The organism is Ruegeria sp., assembly GCF_965199275.1.
Lineage (GTDB): Bacteria > Pseudomonadota > Alphaproteobacteria > Rhodobacterales > Rhodobacteraceae > Ruegeria.
This window is the reverse complement of record NZ_CBDAQX010000015.1, coordinates 65300-79490: the sequence shown is the minus strand read 5'-3', so window position 1 is coordinate 79490 and position 14191 is coordinate 65300. Positions and strand designations below refer to the sequence as shown.

The 14191-nt window shown below is 67.7% G+C and carries 20 protein-coding genes; 19 read left to right on the top strand and 1 reads right to left on the bottom strand.

Annotated elements, in window-relative coordinates:
• The first annotated feature begins 168 nt into the window (after window positions 1-168).
• The 17 genes from ACOERD_RS11625 (at window position 169) to ACOERD_RS11545 (ending at window position 12031) form a co-directional block, all read left to right on the top strand.
• On the top strand, window positions 169-1854 hold the full coding sequence (locus tag ACOERD_RS11625; RefSeq protein WP_419739121.1) for a Mu transposase C-terminal domain-containing protein: 1686 nt from the start codon (window positions 169-171) through the stop codon (window positions 1852-1854).
• Window positions 1855-1870: 16 nt separating this feature from the next.
• Window positions 1871-2887, top strand: a complete 1017-nt coding sequence (locus tag ACOERD_RS11620; protein ID WP_419737913.1) for an AAA family ATPase — start codon at window positions 1871-1873, stop codon at window positions 2885-2887.
• Window positions 2884-3051: a hypothetical protein gene (locus tag ACOERD_RS11615; RefSeq protein ID WP_419739066.1), complete on the top strand. Its 168-nt coding sequence runs from the start codon at window positions 2884-2886 to the stop codon at window positions 3049-3051. The genes ACOERD_RS11620 and ACOERD_RS11615 overlap by 4 nt, the downstream gene beginning before the upstream one ends.
• 73 nt (window positions 3052-3124) lie before the next feature.
• Window positions 3125-3871, top strand: a complete 747-nt coding sequence (locus ACOERD_RS11610; RefSeq protein ID WP_419737797.1) for a DUF3164 family protein — start codon at window positions 3125-3127, stop codon at window positions 3869-3871.
• 24 nt (window positions 3872-3895) lie between these two features.
• Complete coding sequence (locus tag ACOERD_RS11605) at window positions 3896-4117, top strand: hypothetical protein (RefSeq protein ID WP_419737796.1); 222 nt, start codon at window positions 3896-3898, stop codon at window positions 4115-4117.
• Complete coding sequence (locus tag ACOERD_RS11600; protein WP_419737911.1) at window positions 4114-4797, top strand: hypothetical protein; 684 nt, start codon at window positions 4114-4116, stop codon at window positions 4795-4797. The genes ACOERD_RS11605 and ACOERD_RS11600 overlap by 4 nt, the downstream gene beginning before the upstream one ends.
• Window positions 4794-5132 carry a hypothetical protein gene (locus tag ACOERD_RS11595; RefSeq protein ID WP_419737794.1) on the top strand — a complete coding sequence of 113 codons (339 nt, stop codon included), beginning with the start codon at window positions 4794-4796 and terminating at the stop codon, window positions 5130-5132. The genes ACOERD_RS11600 and ACOERD_RS11595 overlap by 4 nt, the downstream gene beginning before the upstream one ends.
• The gene (locus ACOERD_RS11590) at window positions 5132-5449 is read left to right on the top strand and encodes a hypothetical protein (protein WP_419737793.1); all 318 of its coding nucleotides are present in this window, start codon (window positions 5132-5134) and stop codon (window positions 5447-5449) included. Before ACOERD_RS11595 ends, ACOERD_RS11590 begins: the two co-directional genes overlap by 1 nt.
• Window positions 5446-5817, top strand: coding sequence for a hypothetical protein (locus tag ACOERD_RS11585; protein ID WP_419737910.1), 372 nt, complete (start codon window positions 5446-5448; stop codon window positions 5815-5817). The genes ACOERD_RS11590 and ACOERD_RS11585 overlap by 4 nt, the downstream gene beginning before the upstream one ends.
• 94 nt (window positions 5818-5911) lie before the next feature.
• The gene (locus ACOERD_RS11580) at window positions 5912-6193 is read left to right on the top strand and encodes a hypothetical protein (RefSeq protein WP_419737791.1); all 282 of its coding nucleotides are present in this window, start codon (window positions 5912-5914) and stop codon (window positions 6191-6193) included.
• Entirely contained in the window at window positions 6183-6449 is a 267-nt protein-coding gene (locus tag ACOERD_RS11575) for a hypothetical protein (RefSeq protein WP_419739120.1), read from the top strand. Before ACOERD_RS11580 ends, ACOERD_RS11575 begins: the two co-directional genes overlap by 11 nt.
• Complete coding sequence (locus tag ACOERD_RS11570; protein WP_419737789.1) at window positions 6449-6877, top strand: hypothetical protein; 429 nt, start codon at window positions 6449-6451, stop codon at window positions 6875-6877. The genes ACOERD_RS11575 and ACOERD_RS11570 overlap by 1 nt, the downstream gene beginning before the upstream one ends.
• Window positions 6874-7173, top strand: a complete 300-nt coding sequence (locus ACOERD_RS11565) for a hypothetical protein (RefSeq protein ID WP_419737723.1) — start codon at window positions 6874-6876, stop codon at window positions 7171-7173. The genes ACOERD_RS11570 and ACOERD_RS11565 overlap by 4 nt, the downstream gene beginning before the upstream one ends.
• A 1-nt stretch (window position 7174) precedes the next feature.
• Entirely contained in the window at window positions 7175-7744 is a 570-nt protein-coding gene (locus ACOERD_RS11560) for a phage protein Gp27 family protein (protein ID WP_419737724.1), read from the top strand.
• Window positions 7741-9168: a hypothetical protein gene (locus ACOERD_RS11555; RefSeq protein ID WP_419739119.1), complete on the top strand. Its 1428-nt coding sequence runs from the start codon at window positions 7741-7743 to the stop codon at window positions 9166-9168. The genes ACOERD_RS11560 and ACOERD_RS11555 overlap by 4 nt, the downstream gene beginning before the upstream one ends.
• A 3-nt stretch (window positions 9169-9171) precedes the next feature.
• On the top strand, window positions 9172-10743 hold the full coding sequence (locus ACOERD_RS11550; protein ID WP_419739118.1) for a phage portal protein family protein: 1572 nt from the start codon (window positions 9172-9174) through the stop codon (window positions 10741-10743).
• Window positions 10744-10747: 4 nt separating this feature from the next.
• Window positions 10748-12031, top strand: coding sequence for a phage minor head protein (locus ACOERD_RS11545; protein ID WP_419739117.1), 1284 nt, complete (start codon window positions 10748-10750; stop codon window positions 12029-12031).
• A gap of 122 nt (window positions 12032-12153) precedes the next feature.
• Here the strand turns inward: ACOERD_RS11545 and ACOERD_RS11540 are convergent, their stop codons facing one another.
• Complete coding sequence (locus tag ACOERD_RS11540) at window positions 12154-13335, bottom strand: ISNCY family transposase (protein ID WP_419737600.1); 1182 nt, start codon at window positions 13333-13335, stop codon at window positions 12154-12156.
• Between the two features lie 66 nt (window positions 13336-13401).
• On the opposite strand from ACOERD_RS11540, the gene ACOERD_RS11535 reads away from it, so the two are divergent.
• Together ACOERD_RS11535 and ACOERD_RS11530 are read left to right on the top strand one after the other, a co-directional pair.
• Complete coding sequence (locus ACOERD_RS11535; protein ID WP_419737783.1) at window positions 13402-13557, top strand: hypothetical protein; 156 nt, start codon at window positions 13402-13404, stop codon at window positions 13555-13557.
• Window positions 13542-14012, top strand: a complete 471-nt coding sequence (locus ACOERD_RS11530) for a hypothetical protein (protein ID WP_419739116.1) — start codon at window positions 13542-13544, stop codon at window positions 14010-14012. Before ACOERD_RS11535 ends, ACOERD_RS11530 begins: the two co-directional genes overlap by 16 nt.
• Window positions 14013-14191 lie beyond the last annotated feature (179 nt).

Here is a 14191-nt window from a genome sequence, read left to right as displayed (position 1 = left end):
CAAGGCGCCCGCACGACCCCCTGCCTGTCCAATTCAAAACCCGCTAAAGGGGCTCTCAAGGCCCCCTCAAAGACCCGTTCAGGCACGGTGCCTTCCGCCGGTCTTCCGTCTCGTTCAGACGCACCCCCGAGCGCACCCCGCTCGTCTGCCGCACTGGCGCAGGCGCGGATGCGGCTCGATGCGGTGGCGGCCTCCGAGCGATTGATAGCCACAGGGATAGCGCGGGCGGATGCGGATGCCCGGGCCGCAAAAGGCGCCGGGGTGACAGGTGACACCGTGCGCCGCTGGCGTCTGACCTGCCAGGGCCTGGCACCCGAGGCGCGGCTGGTGGTGCTGACCGACCGGCCCGGGCGCGGGCGCTGCGGGCCGCTCAGTGACGCGCAGATGCGCGACTGCGCCCTTGCGCTGATCCATGAGCACGGGGGACACCTGACCGCCTCCCATGTGGTGCGGGTGCTGAAGGCGCGCTATGGCAAGACGCCGTCCTTGCGCGCGACACAGCGCTGGCTGAAGACCTGGCGGGGCGATGCGGAGAACGCCCGTGCGCTCTCGGCCGTCTCTGATCCTGACGGGCATCGCGCGCGGCTGGCCCCTGCGCTTGGGTGCGCGGCGGCGGAAGTGCGCGCGCCCAACGCGCTCTGGGAACTGGATTCGACGCCTGCGGATGTGATCTGCACCGACGGGCGGCATACGATCGTGGGGGCCATTGATGTCTGGGCGCGCCGGGCGAAGGTTCTGGTGGTGCCCACCAGCCGGGCAACGGCGATCTGCGCGCTCCTGCGGCGCTGCCTTGTCGACTGGGGCGTGCCGGAGGTGGCGCGCACCGATGAGGGCCGGGACTACACCTCGCGCCATCTCACCCGGGTGCTCTCGGACCTGGGCATCCAGCATGACATCTGCCCGCCCTATACGCCCGAGGCAAAACCTTATATCGAGCGCTTTTTCGGCACGATGACGCGCGATCTCTTTGCCTTCCTGCCGGGCTTTACCGGCCATGACGTGATGGACCGCAAGAAGCTTGAGGCAAAAAAGTCCATGTCCCAGAGACGCGGCACGGACGCGGCCGAGACCTTTGACATCGCGCTTTCCGGGGCGGAGCTGCAGCGCAAATGCGACATCTGGGTCGAGGCCATCTATGGGCGCCGCGCCCATGGCGGCACCGGCGAGAGCCCTTTTCAGCGCATGGCGGCCTGGCCGGGAGACCCGGACAGGCCCCTGCGCCGGATCGGTGATCCGCGCGCGCTTGATCCGCTCCTGGCCGAGCCGGTGAGCCGCTCGGGAGACGGGCCGCGCCGCACCATCTCCAAGCAGGGCCTCTCGGTGGGGGGTATCTGGTACATCGCCCCGGAGATGGGCACCCGCGTGGGTGAGCGGGTGGAGCTGCGCTATGACCCTGCTGATCCCGCGCGTCTTTTCGTGTTTTCGCCTGAGGGGCGGTTTCTCTTCATGGCCGAGGACCCCGCGCGCACCGGGGCTGATCTGACCCGGATCGCGGCGCAGGCGAAAACCCGGGCCCGCAAGGCCGACAGTGCCGCCCGCAAGGACGCCCGCGATCTGGCCCGCGCCCACAATCCCAAAGGGGCGATGGAGGATGTGCTCAGCGCGGGTGAGGCGGCGGCGGGCAAGGTGATTGCCTTTTCCAGCGTCGGGCCGCGCAGCGGGGCACGGGCGGATCAACCCCATGAGACGCCGGCACTCAAGGAGGCCGGCAAGGCGGCCGAGGCGCGTGCGGGCGCAGGCGGGTCTGCGTCCAGCGCCGCACCCAAAGCCTCCCGCCGCACCGCTGGCGGGGCCGGGGGCGCCAGCCCTGCGCTGGAGGCGGCCGCGAAACTGTTTCTGGATGAAGGCATCTGAGAGAGGAGAACCCCCGATGGAACCGGCAGAAAACATCACACCCCTTGCGCGTGAGGCGCGCGGCCCGTCTGCGAACCCCGATCCCGCCTCTGGCGTCCTCGATCCCGCCTCTGCGGCCCCCGCCCCGGCGGAGCTGCGCGCCCGGGTGGAGGCGGAAATGGCCGCCTTTGGCCTGTCGCGCGCCAGGGCTGCTGCCGAGATCGGTCCCGGGGTCAGCGCCCCCACGCTCTCAAGCTGGCTGAACGGCAGCTATGGCGGCGACAATGACGCCGTGGAGGCGCGGATCGGGCGCTGGCTTGATACCCGCGCCGAGCGCGCCGCCCATGCCTTTGGCGGGGCCCGGCTCGATGCCCATGCCGAGACCTGTGCCACGCGGGCGGTCAGCGCGGCGCTGGCCTATGCCCAGGCCGCCGGCGATCTGGCGCTGATCCATGGCCCCTCGGGGCGCGGCAAGACCTGGGCGGCCGAGACCCATTGCGCCGGCCGGGCGCAGGCGATCTGGCTGCGCGCCTCGCCGACGCTCACGACCCTGCCCCGGCTGCTTTCGCGGCTCGGCACAGCCCTTGGCGCGGGGGCACGCCCGACCCATTCCATGGAGGCCGAGCAGGCGATTGTGGCCGGCCTTGAGGGGCGCGGCGCGCTCATCGTGGTCGATGAGGCGCATCATCTGCGCGCACCCCTGCTTGATGAGCTCCGCTGCATTCGCGACATGGCCGGCTGCGGGCTGGCGCTCATCGGCGATGACACCATCCGCATGACGCTGGCGCGCTGTCCGCAGGTGACGGGGCGGATCGGCATGCGGGTCGATCTCAAGGCGCTGGCCCGCGACGATGTGGCCGCCATTGCCGCAGGACCGCTGGGACGCAAACCGGGCGCCCGCGAGATGAAGCATCTGATCGCCGCCGCTGCAGGGCCCGGCGGGCTGCACGGGTTGCGCCGCCATCTGGCGCGGGCCTGGATGATCGCGCGCGGCGCCGGGCGTGAGACCATTACGGAGGCCGATATCGAAGCGGCGGCGGGAGAGCTGTCATGAGCGTAGAGGAGCTGATCGAACGGCTCTCTGAGCTGCCCGCCCATGAGGAGGTCTGGATCGCCGACATCCTGGGCGGCTTGCATGAGATCGATGACGTCGGGCTGGAAGACGGGGTGCCGGCGATCTTCGCGCATGTGGATTTTGAGGACGCGGCCGAGGGCTGAGGACCCCGATCCGGGACCGCACCCCCGCTGCAAAAGACCCCCTGCAACAGTTCACACATCGAAAGGACATGTTATGGCACAGACAAACCCGCATCCCGACAGGGGCCCCGAGGCCCGGATCGACCAGGGCTGTGACCCGGAGAGCGAAGCCGGTCCCGTATCTCTGGGCCTGCCGCCGCTGAACTGGATCGATGCGGCCACGGTGGACATTGATGGTGCGCGCTACATGCGCGATGCACAAGGGCGCCTGACACCGCTCGAGATGGTGCGCCCGCAGGACCAGTTGCAGGACGAGATGGTGCGCCGGGTCATTCATTTTGCCGGTGATCTCTCGGGGCAGATCGGGCGGTTCCGGTCCCATTGCTTTGACGAGATCGGCGGGTTTGATGCGATCCTGGAGGCCGAATATGGCGGCCATAGCCGCCGCTCGGTCAAGGGCAACCGCACCTATATGTCCTATGACGGCACCATGAAGGTGCAGGTGCAGATCGCAGATCGCATCGCCTTCGGCCCCGAATTGCAGGTGGCGCGCGACCTGGTGGAGGAATGCCTGGCCGAATGGGCCGAGGGCAGCCGCGCCGAGATCCGCACCATCGTCTCCCACGCCTTCCAGGTCGACAAGGAGGGCGAGATCGCGCGCGCCGGCATCTACAGCCTGCTGCGGCTCGATATCGCCGACGGGCGCTGGCGCAGGGCGATGGAAGCGATCCGCGATGCGATGCGGGTGGTGGGCTCGAAAACCTATATGCGCTGTTATCGCCGCGCCACCCCCGATGCGGCCTGGGAGCCGATCAGCATCGATCTGGCCAAGGCGGGCTGAGCGGTGGCGGTCTTTGGCACCCGCATGACGCGCGCCCCGCTCTCCGCCGAGGCGCGCAGGCTCATCGACGCGGCGGTGGCGGCCGGGCGGATCAGGCATATCCCCGAGGGGGTCTCCGGTCTGCCCGTCACGCGCCTGCCGATGAAGGCGCCCGAACATAAAGCGCAGCGGATGCGGATCGCGCGGCGGCAGAAGAGGTTCGAACGCGCGGCGCGCAAAGCGCAGGGCGGGGCGGCGGTGACATGACCCGCACCCGCCGATATGCCGAAGGGGACCGCGCCCGGCTGATGCGCGCGGCGCACGGGGCCTGCCGCGCCCTCGGGCTCGATGCGGACGCACGCCATGATGTGCAACTGGCTGTGACCGGCAAGGCGTCGATGCGGGACATGTCCGCCCGCGACCTGGCCCGACTACTGGCCCATCTCAACACGCTGCAGGGTGAGGCGCGGTCCGGTGCAACCGGTCATCCGTCCAGTGGACGGATGAAGCGCCGAACGGGCGGAGCCCCGGATGGCACAGGGGGCGGCCACAGGGGCGGAGCCCCGGATGGCACAGGGGGCGGCCACAGGGGCGGAGCCCCGGATGGCACAGGGGGCGGCCACAGGGGCGGTCAGAAGGGCGCCAGCGCGGCCCACCGGGACAGCCACAGCGGCGCAAACCCCCGCCCCAAAGCCAAAAGGGGCGACGTGCGCCTCATTCACGCGCTCTGGGGCGAACTGGGGCGCCGGGGCGCGCTGAAACGCCCGGGCCGCGCCGGGCTCAACGCCTTCATCCGCGCGCGCTTCGGGGCGCATTGGGCCTTTGTGCCCATCGATGTGGATGCGCTGACCGATACGGGCTGCATCACCGATGTGATCCGGTCGCTGCGCGCGATGCTGGCCCGCGCAGAGGCGCAGGCAGATGCAGATGCGGAGGTCTCCCCATGAAGATGGCACAGATGCTTTATGGCGCCCTGCTTGCGGGGCTGACCTCCATGCCGCTTCAGGCCGGACGTGCCACACCCGCACCCCCGGGTCAGCACACGCGCCAGTATACGCGCGCCGCACCGGGCGCAGGGGTCGGGCGCGCGCAGAGGCGGTGGGTTGCAAAGCTGAAGGCCAACAGGGCCATCCCGCCTGCCTCCCGCCTCACCCGCCAGCAGCGGCGCGCGCAGACGCGGATCGAGGCAAAGCGGCTTCGCCTCACCCCTGCCGAATACGGACGCCGGAAGATGGCCGCGCGGCGCATGTCGCGCGAGACGCCAGACCGGGGGGCTGCGTAATGGATAGGTCAAGCCACTTTTCGCTGCATGTCACCGAACACGCGGTGCTGCGCTGGCTCGAGCGCAGCTGGGGTGTGGATGTGGAGGGGCTGAGGGCGCGGATTGCGGCGCAGGTGCCGGGCGCGGAGGCCGCCATGCGCACCTTTGGCGAGGGCGCGGTGATCCGGGGCGGCCTGCGGTTTCATCTGCGGCGCACGGCAGATGGCACGGTCGCACTCGTCACCATAACCAACGCCCAGGCCGGGCCGATCTCGAACCGCGCCGAACGGCTGAGCCTGCGGCACCAAAGGGGTGCCCGCCGGAGACCTGAGCATTGACCCGCCCGCATCAGACTTGCGCATCCGCGCCCCTGCCGGCCTCCCTGGCCGAGATTGCCGATCACGCCGGGCGCGAGGCAGCACTTGCCATCGCGCTGGAACATGGCGGGCAGAGCTGGCGGGTGCCCGCCATGTTCCAGCGCGATCAAAGCCCCGACGGCCAGGCCCTGATCGCCCTTCTGGGTCACGCGCCTGCACAGGCGCTCATGCAGGGCTGTGGCGGTCATGTGCTGGAGGTGCCGCTGGCGCGCCGCGCGGTGGTGCTGTGGCTGGCAGGGCGCGGCATGGGAACAGGCGAGATCGCCCGCGCCTTGCGTATTGCAACCGGCACCGTGCGGCGCTACCGGCGCGAGGCGCGCAAGCCATGAGCCGGCAGGGTGCCTTCCGCCGGCCCGGGGGGCGGGCGCAGATCGCCTTTTCCGGCGGGCGCTGTACCAGGCGGAAGCGGGAGAATGTACCTAGATGAAGGATATGGATATGGAAGAACAGGACAAAAACGCCGATCCCGGCACCACAGCCCGCGCCGCCCTTCTGGAGCGGCTTTCGAGAATGGAGGATGTGGAGACGATCACCGAGGCGGTGACCACGGCGCTCATTGAGACCGGGGCAAAGGTGGAAATCCCCCAGCTCGCCTGCGGCATCGTGGAAATACAGCTTCACGGCCTCGTCGCCCACGGGGGTGATCTGAGCGCCGCCTGTCTGGCCTGGCTGGAGGCGGCGCGGGCGGTTCACAGTGAAGACTGAACGCCGCCAGCCCTGGCTTCCGGGTTTGACACCCCCACCCCGGGTGCGCCGCGTGATGATGCATGCCGATGACCGGGGGCAGGCTCCGGGCCTGATGCCCGGCTGGCGCACCGCAAAGGGCTGGCTTTTTGACATGACCGACAGTGAAGTGCGGCGCGGTGTGCCCTGTCCGGTCTGCAACGATCCCGCACCGCCCCCGGGTATAACCAGAGCAGCGGACCATGGTCCGCTGACTGATGTGGCGCAAAGCCGCTAATGTGGGCAGGACCCTTTTGCCCGCATATCTTTCCCGGAGGCCTGCTGATGACGCCCACCCCTGAAGACTGGCAGAGCTTTGCCGCGCTCCTTGCGATCCTGGGCCTTCTGGGCGGCGCCGTGGTGGCCCTGCAGCGGCTGGGTCTTTTGCGGCGCAGCGCCTCCCCGCACCCATCCCGGTCCGGGCCCGGGGCAGATGTCACCGACCGGCTCGATCGCCACGCCGAACGGCTGACGCGGCTGGAAGGCGCGGTGGCGGGGCTGGCCAGCCGCGAGGACATTCACGCGCTGCAGCTTGCCATCGAACGCCAGGCGGGCGCGGTCTCGGAGTTGCGCACCGCCATGGAGCGCGATGCCAGGGCCGTGGGCACCCTCTCGGCCGCCATCACCCGGATCGAGGACCATCTTCTGGGAGAGAGCCGCAGATGAGCTATGCCGCAACACTGGACGCCCACCGCCGCCTGGCCATCCTCACCCATCTTTCGGCCTGTCTCGAATATGCCTCCAACTCGGAGATCCTCATGGATGTCTGCAATGGGCTGGGCATTACCACCTCGCGCGACCGGCTGGTCTCGACGCTGGCCTGGCTCAGCGAACAGGAGCTTGTGACGCTGGAGGACCATGAGGGCTTCGTTCTGGCCTCGGCCACCGCGCGCGGCGTGGATATCGCGCAAGGCCGGGCCCTCCATCCCGGCGTGAGGCGGCCCGCACCAAAGGGGCCGTGACATGCCGCGACGGCGCAAGATCGATCTTCTGCCCTCGGCCATCCGTGACTGGCTGCGCGAAGAGCTCGCCGCGCAGGGGTTTGCCGACTATGACACGATCACCGACGCGCTCAATGACCGCCTGGCCGAGAAGGGGCTGCTGGTCACGATCGGGCGCTCAACGGTGCAGCGGTTCGGCCAGGAACACCGGGAGTTCTCGCGCCTTCAGCAGGAGGCCACCGGCTGGGCGGCGGGGTGGCTGGACGAGATCGGGCTGGAAGAGGAAGCCCGCCGCCAATCGGTGCTCTTCGAGATGATCACCACCGTGGCCTTCAAGGTGATGAAAGCGCAGATGACCCGGGAGGCCGGGGAGATCGATCCGCGTGATCTGCATTTCCTGGGCCGGATGATGAAGGATGTCATGAGCTCATCGGGCTTGCGCGAGGCAATGGCCGACAAGGAACGCAAACGCCTGGCCGAGGCCGAGCGCCGCGCCGGGGGAGAACGGGCCGGGGCGGCCGCGCGCGGGGCCGGTCTCAGCCCGGATGTTGCCGCCCTGATCCGGCAGGCGGTCGAGGGTGGTGATGCATGAGGACCCTTCTGCCCTATCAATCGGCCTGGGTGGGGGACCCCGCCCCGCTGGCCGTGATCGAGAAGTCCCGCCGCATCGGGATCAGCTGGGCCGAGGCCTATCACGCGGTGATGCATGCAGGCACGGGCCGGGGCGATATCTACTATCAGAGCTACGCACGCGACATGACGCGCGGCTTCATCGACGATTGCGCGGGCTGGGCCGAGGACCTCGGCATCGCGGCCGGGGCGGCCGGCGAGGTTCTGATCCATGATGAGGGCCGCGACATCCAGGCCTTCCGGATCGCGCTGGCCTCGGGCAAACAGATCCTCGCCATGACCTCTTCCCCACGCGGGTTTCGGGGCAAGGGCCGTCCGGGCGATGTGGCGGTGATCGATGAGGCCGCCTTTGTCGACACGCTCGACGCGGTGCTGAAAGCGGCGCTTGCGTTTCTGACCTGGGGCGGCCGGGTGCGGATCATCTCCACCCATAACGGCGAGGCCAACCCGTTCAACACGCTGGTGCGCGATATCCGGGAGGCTCGCCAGCCGGGCACGCTCCACCGGGTGACACTGCGTGACGCGCTCGCTCAGGGGCTCTATGGGCGGATTGCACAGCTTACCGATCAACCGCTCACGCAGCCGGCCGAAACCGCCTGGGAGGCCGCCATCCGCGCCCAATATGGCCGCCACGGGCCGGAAGAGCTCGACTGCGTGCCTTCGGCGGGCGGCGGGGCCTGGCTGCTTTATGATCTCATCCGCGCCGCCTCACGCGACGCGCGCGCCGGAAACCCCGACCATCGCGGCTCCGGTCCCTGCTATATCGGTGTTGATGTGGCGCGCCGTCGCGACCTCTGGGTGGCCGCCGTGCTGGAAGATGATGGGGGCACGCTCTGGCTGCGCGAGATTGTCACACTGGACAACAAAACCTTTGCCGAACAGCGCGCCGAAATGCGCCGTCTTGCGCGCGCGCACCGCCCCTTGCGCATCCTGGTCGATCAGACCGGCATGGGCGAGGCGGTGGTCGAGCAGTACCAGGAAGACCATGGCGCGCTCACCGTGGAAGGGGTGCTGCTGTCGGCGGCCCGCAAGCTCGATGTGGCCGGCGCCCTGCGCGAGGCCTTCGAGGATCGCCGCATTCGCATTCCCGCCGATCCCGCGCTCTGGGATGATCTGCATTCCGTGCGCGCCGAACCCTCGGCCTCCGGGGCGCCGCGCCTTGTTGCCGACCGCAAGGACAGTGACGGGCATGCCGATCGCTTCTGGGCCCTGGCGCTCGCGGCCTTCGGAGCCGCCTCGGTGGCAGGGCCCTTCGAGATGCGGCCGGGTCCGCAACTCAGCTCCGCCGGGCTGGGCGGCGGGCCAGGCGCGGGCGCGGGCTACCGCGCCGATCCCGATCTCGACATCATCCGCTCGCCGCTGGCGGGCCCTGTTGGCTGGAGGTAAGCCATGGATCCCCGTGACAGTGATGTCCCCAAGCGCCCCGATACCGCAGAGCGGGCCGCACCGGCCCAGACCGCCCGGCTGGGCGGAACCGGCATCTGGGGTCAGACCGCAGGCTGGCTGGAAGGTCTGGGCAGCGCGCTGGCCGGCGGGCCGGGCGGCTTTGGCGGTGTCCCGGGCGATGACGCCGGACTGGACGCCGCCGAGATCGCCCTGACCGACAGCAAGGCCACCGCCGTGCTGGGCCAGCGCATCGACGGGTTGCTGGCGGCCCCCCTGGTGATCGAACCCGGCGGCACGCGCGCGCGGGACGTGGCGGCCGCCGACGATCTGCGCTTGCAGTTGGGCGGCCTCGACATGAACCGGGTCAGCCGGGCGCTTCTGCACGCGATCTGGTATGGCTATGCGATCTCCGAATGCCTTTGGGCGGTGGAGGGGCACCGCGTCCGGCTGGTCGATATCCGCAGTCGCGATCCGCGCCTCATCCGCCATGACCGGACCACGCTCGATCCGCTGCTGATCACCCGGAGCCATCCGGCCGGGATCCCGCTGCCGCCGGCAAAATACATCCTGCACCGCACCCCGCCGCGCCATGGCGGGCAACCCTTCGGGCTGGGGGCCGCGCATTGGTGCATCTGGCCGGTCTGGCTCAAGCGGCAGGTGCTGCGCATGTGGTCGGTGGCGCTGGAGAAGTTCGGGGCGCCGGTGCTGGTGGGCAAATACAGACAGGATGCGCTGCAACCGGAGATCGATGCGCTGCTGGCAATCATGGGACAGGCGGTGACAGCCAGCTGCATCGCGCTGCCCGAGGGCCAGTCGGTGGAAACGCTGGCCGCCGCCGGTTCCGGCGGTGGAGCCGGTGGTAGAGGCTCGGGGGGCGGAGACTTCCGCTCCATGCTGTCCGCTCTGGATCGCATGATCGCCGAAGCGGTGGTGGGCCAGCACGCCACCTCCGAGATCGGCCAGCATGTGGGCACAGCCAGGGTCCAGAATGAAACCCTTCAGGCCCTCATCGCCAGTGACGAACACCGGCTTTCCGAATGCCTGCACGCCAGCGTGGCCACATGGCTCACCCACTGGAACTTTCCCGGGGCTGCCGTGCCCCGGCTTTACCGCGATACCGCACCACCCGAGGACCTCGAGATCCGCGCAAATCGCGATTATTACATCACGCAGGCCTCCGGCCTGCGCCCCGCGCGCAGCTATATCGAAGAGGTCTATGGTGGGGTCTGGGAAGAGCCGGCCCCCCGGCCCGACAGGCCGCCCGACATGTCTGATCCCACCGCAGAGTTTGCCGCGCCGCCCGGCGGCGCCCCGGGTGATGCCATCACCGGGCTGGTCGGCCATCTCATCGGCCCCGATATTGCCACAGAGGCCGCCGCTGCCACGCTCATTCCCGTTCAGGGCGCACTGGATGAGGCGGAAACGCTTCAAGCGTTGCGCGACCGGCTGGCGGAACTGGCCACCCACCCAGCCGCCGAAGCGCTGGCCGGGCTTTACGCGCGCGCTGATTTTGCAGCCCAGCTCGCAGGCACCGCCGATGCGCCGGTGATGCCCGAAAGCGATCCGGAGGCGTGACCCCATGGCTGACCCGATCGATCTCACGCCACTGGCCACCGCCACAGCGCTTCAGCCCCGGGAAGCCATAGAGTTCTTTCGCGCCAAGGGCTACGCCCCGCCTGAAGGGCGCTATTCCTGGCGCGACTGGTGGGGCGCCTCCCATGCGCGCGGCTTCGTGGTCGCCAAGGCGATGCAGGACGATCTGCTGGCCACGATCCGCGAAGCCGTGGACGAGGCCATCGCCGGGGGCTGGACCATGGAGCAGTTCCGCGCGGCGCTGGAGCCAAAGCTCAAGGCCGCCGGATGGTGGGGCCGCAAGAGCATGACCGATCCGCTCACCGGCGAGACCCGCATCGTACAGCTTGGCTCGAAACGCCGCCTTGCCGTCATATTCGACACCAACCTGCGCACCGCATATGCCGCCGGACGCTGGATGCGCATCCAGCGCACCAAAGAGGTCTTTCCCTATCTCGAATATATCCAGCTCCAGCGCGCCAGCCGCCGCGCGGCGCATCAGCCTTTCCACGGGCTGGTTGTGCCGGTCGATCATATCTGGTGGGCCATGCATTTCCCGCCCAACGGCTATTTCTGCGCCTGTACCACCCGCCAGCTCTCCGCCCGCGCGCTGGAACGCCGGGGCCTGACCGTCGCCACCGAGCCACCAATGGAAACCCGCAGCCTGACCGATCCCCGCACCGGGCGCAGCCTTGAGGTTCCCAAGGGCATCACGCCGGGCTTTGAGACCAACCCCGGGGCCACATTCCTCGCCGAGCAGGGCCGCCATGATGTCATCGCCGAGGGCCTGGACCCGGTGGCGCGCGGCATCGAACTGGGGCTGATCCACGAAGCCCGCGCACGCGGCCTCAGAACCGGCAGGGAACATCTCGCCGCCATCGATCTCGACGCCGACACCCCCGTGCGTGGCGGCAATGCCGCACCCGTGGAATGGGTGGAGGGCGCGCGAGACCGGGTCGACTTGTCTCCGGAGATGCTCGACATATTGAGAGACCCGGCCCGCCGTATCGGCGTCGTGCACAATCATCCCGATTCCGCAGCCCTGTCATCTGTTGATCTTGAGCAGCTGGAAAAGCGACCCGGCCTCGTGCGCGTCGTCGCCGTGGGCCATGATGGCTCGCTCTTCCGCGCCACCGATCCCCGCCCCGGGCTTGGCCACACCGCCAATCGCCTCTGGCAACTGGCCACGCTGCGCATCAACGAGCAAGCGGCCGGTCTCGACATGAACGCCCCCGCCATGCAGCGGCTGGCCTCCCATGCCGCCGCCAGCGCACTGTCGAGAACATTCTGAATTGTCCGGTGTAGGTAACATGCCAATTGTCCGCTTCAGTTGATTGCGCGGTGGCCCAATTCGGAGGGAGCCGTAGGCGACCGTAGATTTGGGCCACCGCGTTCGCGCCACGTCGAAGCGGGTCACGCGACTTTGTGTTTGCTATCCTCCTGTGTGATGGGTGATCCGTCAGGCTGGTAGCGGCCAATGCATCTCGGGCCGTGGAAGATGACCAGTTGACCATCGGGGTATTCGTGGACCCTGACCTTCGCCTTGACGAAATGATGACGGTGCCTGTCTGCCGCGATCTGCATGACCAGGCCCTTGTAGCGCACCGTATTGTCGTTGCCGACGACGCGGTCTTCCTGCACACACAGGGTGTCGCGCACATTGCCTGTAAACGGCACGAAGGCCGAGGTCGTATCCTCCGGCTCCCTTGCAAACAGGGCATTGTGTTCGGGAAGATAGACCTCTTTCAGGAACTGATTGGCCTCTTCAATGGTTGTGATCCCATGGGACCGCAGTTCCTGCGGCAATCGGTTCTGGAACGTGCCAAACATGCGTTCAGACCGTCCACGGGCCTGCGGTGAATAGGCCGGGATCAGCTCAATGCCGAGTTGCTGCAAGGCGCGCCCGACCTGGGTCAGATTGTCCTTGTCCACTTTGCCGCCCGCTTCGGGCGTATGCCAGTAATGAGAGCCCCGATCGGCATAGAGCGAGCAAAACAGACCTTGCGCCTCGATCACCTCTGTCAGCCCCTGAAAACTGCTCATCGTCCCTTCTTCCTCGACAAAGAATGCCGAATAAACCCGGTTGGTGGCATCGTCCATGGTGACGATCAGATCCCACCACTGACCCGGAACCCATTCATGGCTGGAGCCGTCCTGATGCAACATCATGCCAACCATCGGACGGCGGGGCCGCTTGCGCCGATGGGCACCTCGTCGGGGTGCTGCCTGAACCCGGCCGTGGCGCTGCAGTGTAAGCCGCACCCAGTTGTAGCTCTGTGTGAAACCATGGTGGGCCACCAGCTTCTCGTGGAAATGCTTCGGCGTGTAATCCCAGTACTTGGTATCAAACAGTTCAAGCATCTCCATGACCTTATCCGTGGCAACACGATTGTTGGCCAGTTTGCCAAGCCGACGGTCGTACAGACCTTCTGCACCATCCGCCTCAAATCGATCCTCCCAACGCCTGACGGTGCGCACGGATACACCCAGTATCTCAGCCGCCTGTTCTTGCGTCAGCTTGTTCGCGCTTCGCCGCGAATACACATCTTCAAACTTCATCAGTCGAACTTCCTGTAACACTTCTGCTCGGTTCATAACGCCTCCTCTCAGAGACAGAATAGAACCGGACAGATCGCATGTTACATACACCGGACATATCGCGTGTTAGCGACAGCCGCCACCAGCGCACTGGACCGCGCAGGCTACGTCAACTATGCTCACGCCATCGCCGGGGGCAGCCGCGTCAACCTGATGCGCTTTGGCGAAGACCGCATGGAGCAACTGATCGCAGGACTTCTCGAATGGCTGGTTTCCTGACATGGGAAGACCTCGAAAGGCACGGTCTCACCGAGTGCGATCCACGTGATCGCGAAGATCTCGATGATCGGCTGTTCGGTGATTTCCTCTACGATCATGAGCCAGGGCAATCCGTGGACTGGCTCCGTCAAACACTCAAATCCGGCAAACCGACCTGCGGCGCCGGATTCGCCGTGGAACTGAGATGCTCCATCGGGGCTGTCAGAAACGGCCTGCGGTTCCCCTGGGGTGCGGGCCTGCCCGAACCCGCAGAGATTCACCGATTGCGGGATTGCGTCCGCGAGGCCATTGCGCAGATCACCGCATGGGTCGAGGGTCACGGTATCGACCGCCTTGATACCCCTGAGGAAGAGGCCGCAGCCCGGCATGGATGGCCTGATGCCGTGGGCAAGGCCTGGACACCGCAATGGGACATCCTCGGGATCGAACCACCCAACTGGTGGGCCCGTTCCTGAACCGCCCCAACACAGGCCCTAAACGCATCTTCAAAGCCCCGTTAAACGCCAATGCCACGCGCTCTGACCGATCGGCGCAATCCGGGTGTTCTGGCCTGCGCAGATCGTGGAAAATACGCTCGATTCCGGGCCCTGAAATGCGAAGAAAAAACCAGCGTTTTCCGGCGATCTGAACCACT

What these genes read in the sequence shown, in the direction of transcription:
- ACOERD_RS11530 (WP_419739116.1), top strand. Translation starts at nt 13,542, where the DNA reads ATGGCTGGTTTCCTGACATGGGAAGACCTCGAAAGGCACGGTCTCACC.
- ACOERD_RS11580 (WP_419737791.1), top strand. Translation starts at nt 5,912, where the DNA reads ATGAAGGATATGGATATGGAAGAACAGGACAAAAACGCCGATCCCGGC.
- ACOERD_RS11595 (WP_419737794.1), top strand. Translation starts at nt 4,794, where the DNA reads ATGAAGATGGCACAGATGCTTTATGGCGCCCTGCTTGCGGGGCTGACC.
- ACOERD_RS11555 (WP_419739119.1), top strand. Translation starts at nt 7,741, where the DNA reads ATGAGGACCCTTCTGCCCTATCAATCGGCCTGGGTGGGGGACCCCGCC.
- ACOERD_RS11615 (WP_419739066.1), top strand. Translation starts at nt 2,884, where the DNA reads ATGAGCGTAGAGGAGCTGATCGAACGGCTCTCTGAGCTGCCCGCCCAT.
- ACOERD_RS11565 (WP_419737723.1), top strand. Translation starts at nt 6,874, where the DNA reads ATGAGCTATGCCGCAACACTGGACGCCCACCGCCGCCTGGCCATCCTC.
- ACOERD_RS11600 (WP_419737911.1), top strand. Translation starts at nt 4,114, where the DNA reads ATGACCCGCACCCGCCGATATGCCGAAGGGGACCGCGCCCGGCTGATG.
- ACOERD_RS11550 (WP_419739118.1), top strand. Translation starts at nt 9,172, where the DNA reads ATGGATCCCCGTGACAGTGATGTCCCCAAGCGCCCCGATACCGCAGAG.
- ACOERD_RS11545 (WP_419739117.1), top strand. Translation starts at nt 10,748, where the DNA reads ATGGCTGACCCGATCGATCTCACGCCACTGGCCACCGCCACAGCGCTT.
- ACOERD_RS11625 (WP_419739121.1), top strand. Translation starts at nt 169, where the DNA reads ATGCGGCTCGATGCGGTGGCGGCCTCCGAGCGATTGATAGCCACAGGG.
- ACOERD_RS11605 (WP_419737796.1), top strand. Translation starts at nt 3,896, where the DNA reads ATGACGCGCGCCCCGCTCTCCGCCGAGGCGCGCAGGCTCATCGACGCG.
- ACOERD_RS11620 (WP_419737913.1), top strand. Translation starts at nt 1,871, where the DNA reads ATGGAACCGGCAGAAAACATCACACCCCTTGCGCGTGAGGCGCGCGGC.
- ACOERD_RS11590 (WP_419737793.1), top strand. Translation starts at nt 5,132, where the DNA reads ATGGATAGGTCAAGCCACTTTTCGCTGCATGTCACCGAACACGCGGTG.
- ACOERD_RS11540 (WP_419737600.1), bottom strand. Translation starts at nt 13,335, where the DNA reads ATGAACCGAGCAGAAGTGTTACAGGAAGTTCGACTGATGAAGTTTGAA.
- ACOERD_RS11610 (WP_419737797.1), top strand. Translation starts at nt 3,125, where the DNA reads ATGGCACAGACAAACCCGCATCCCGACAGGGGCCCCGAGGCCCGGATC.
- ACOERD_RS11560 (WP_419737724.1), top strand. Translation starts at nt 7,175, where the DNA reads ATGCCGCGACGGCGCAAGATCGATCTTCTGCCCTCGGCCATCCGTGAC.
- ACOERD_RS11570 (WP_419737789.1), top strand. Translation starts at nt 6,449, where the DNA reads ATGTGGGCAGGACCCTTTTGCCCGCATATCTTTCCCGGAGGCCTGCTG.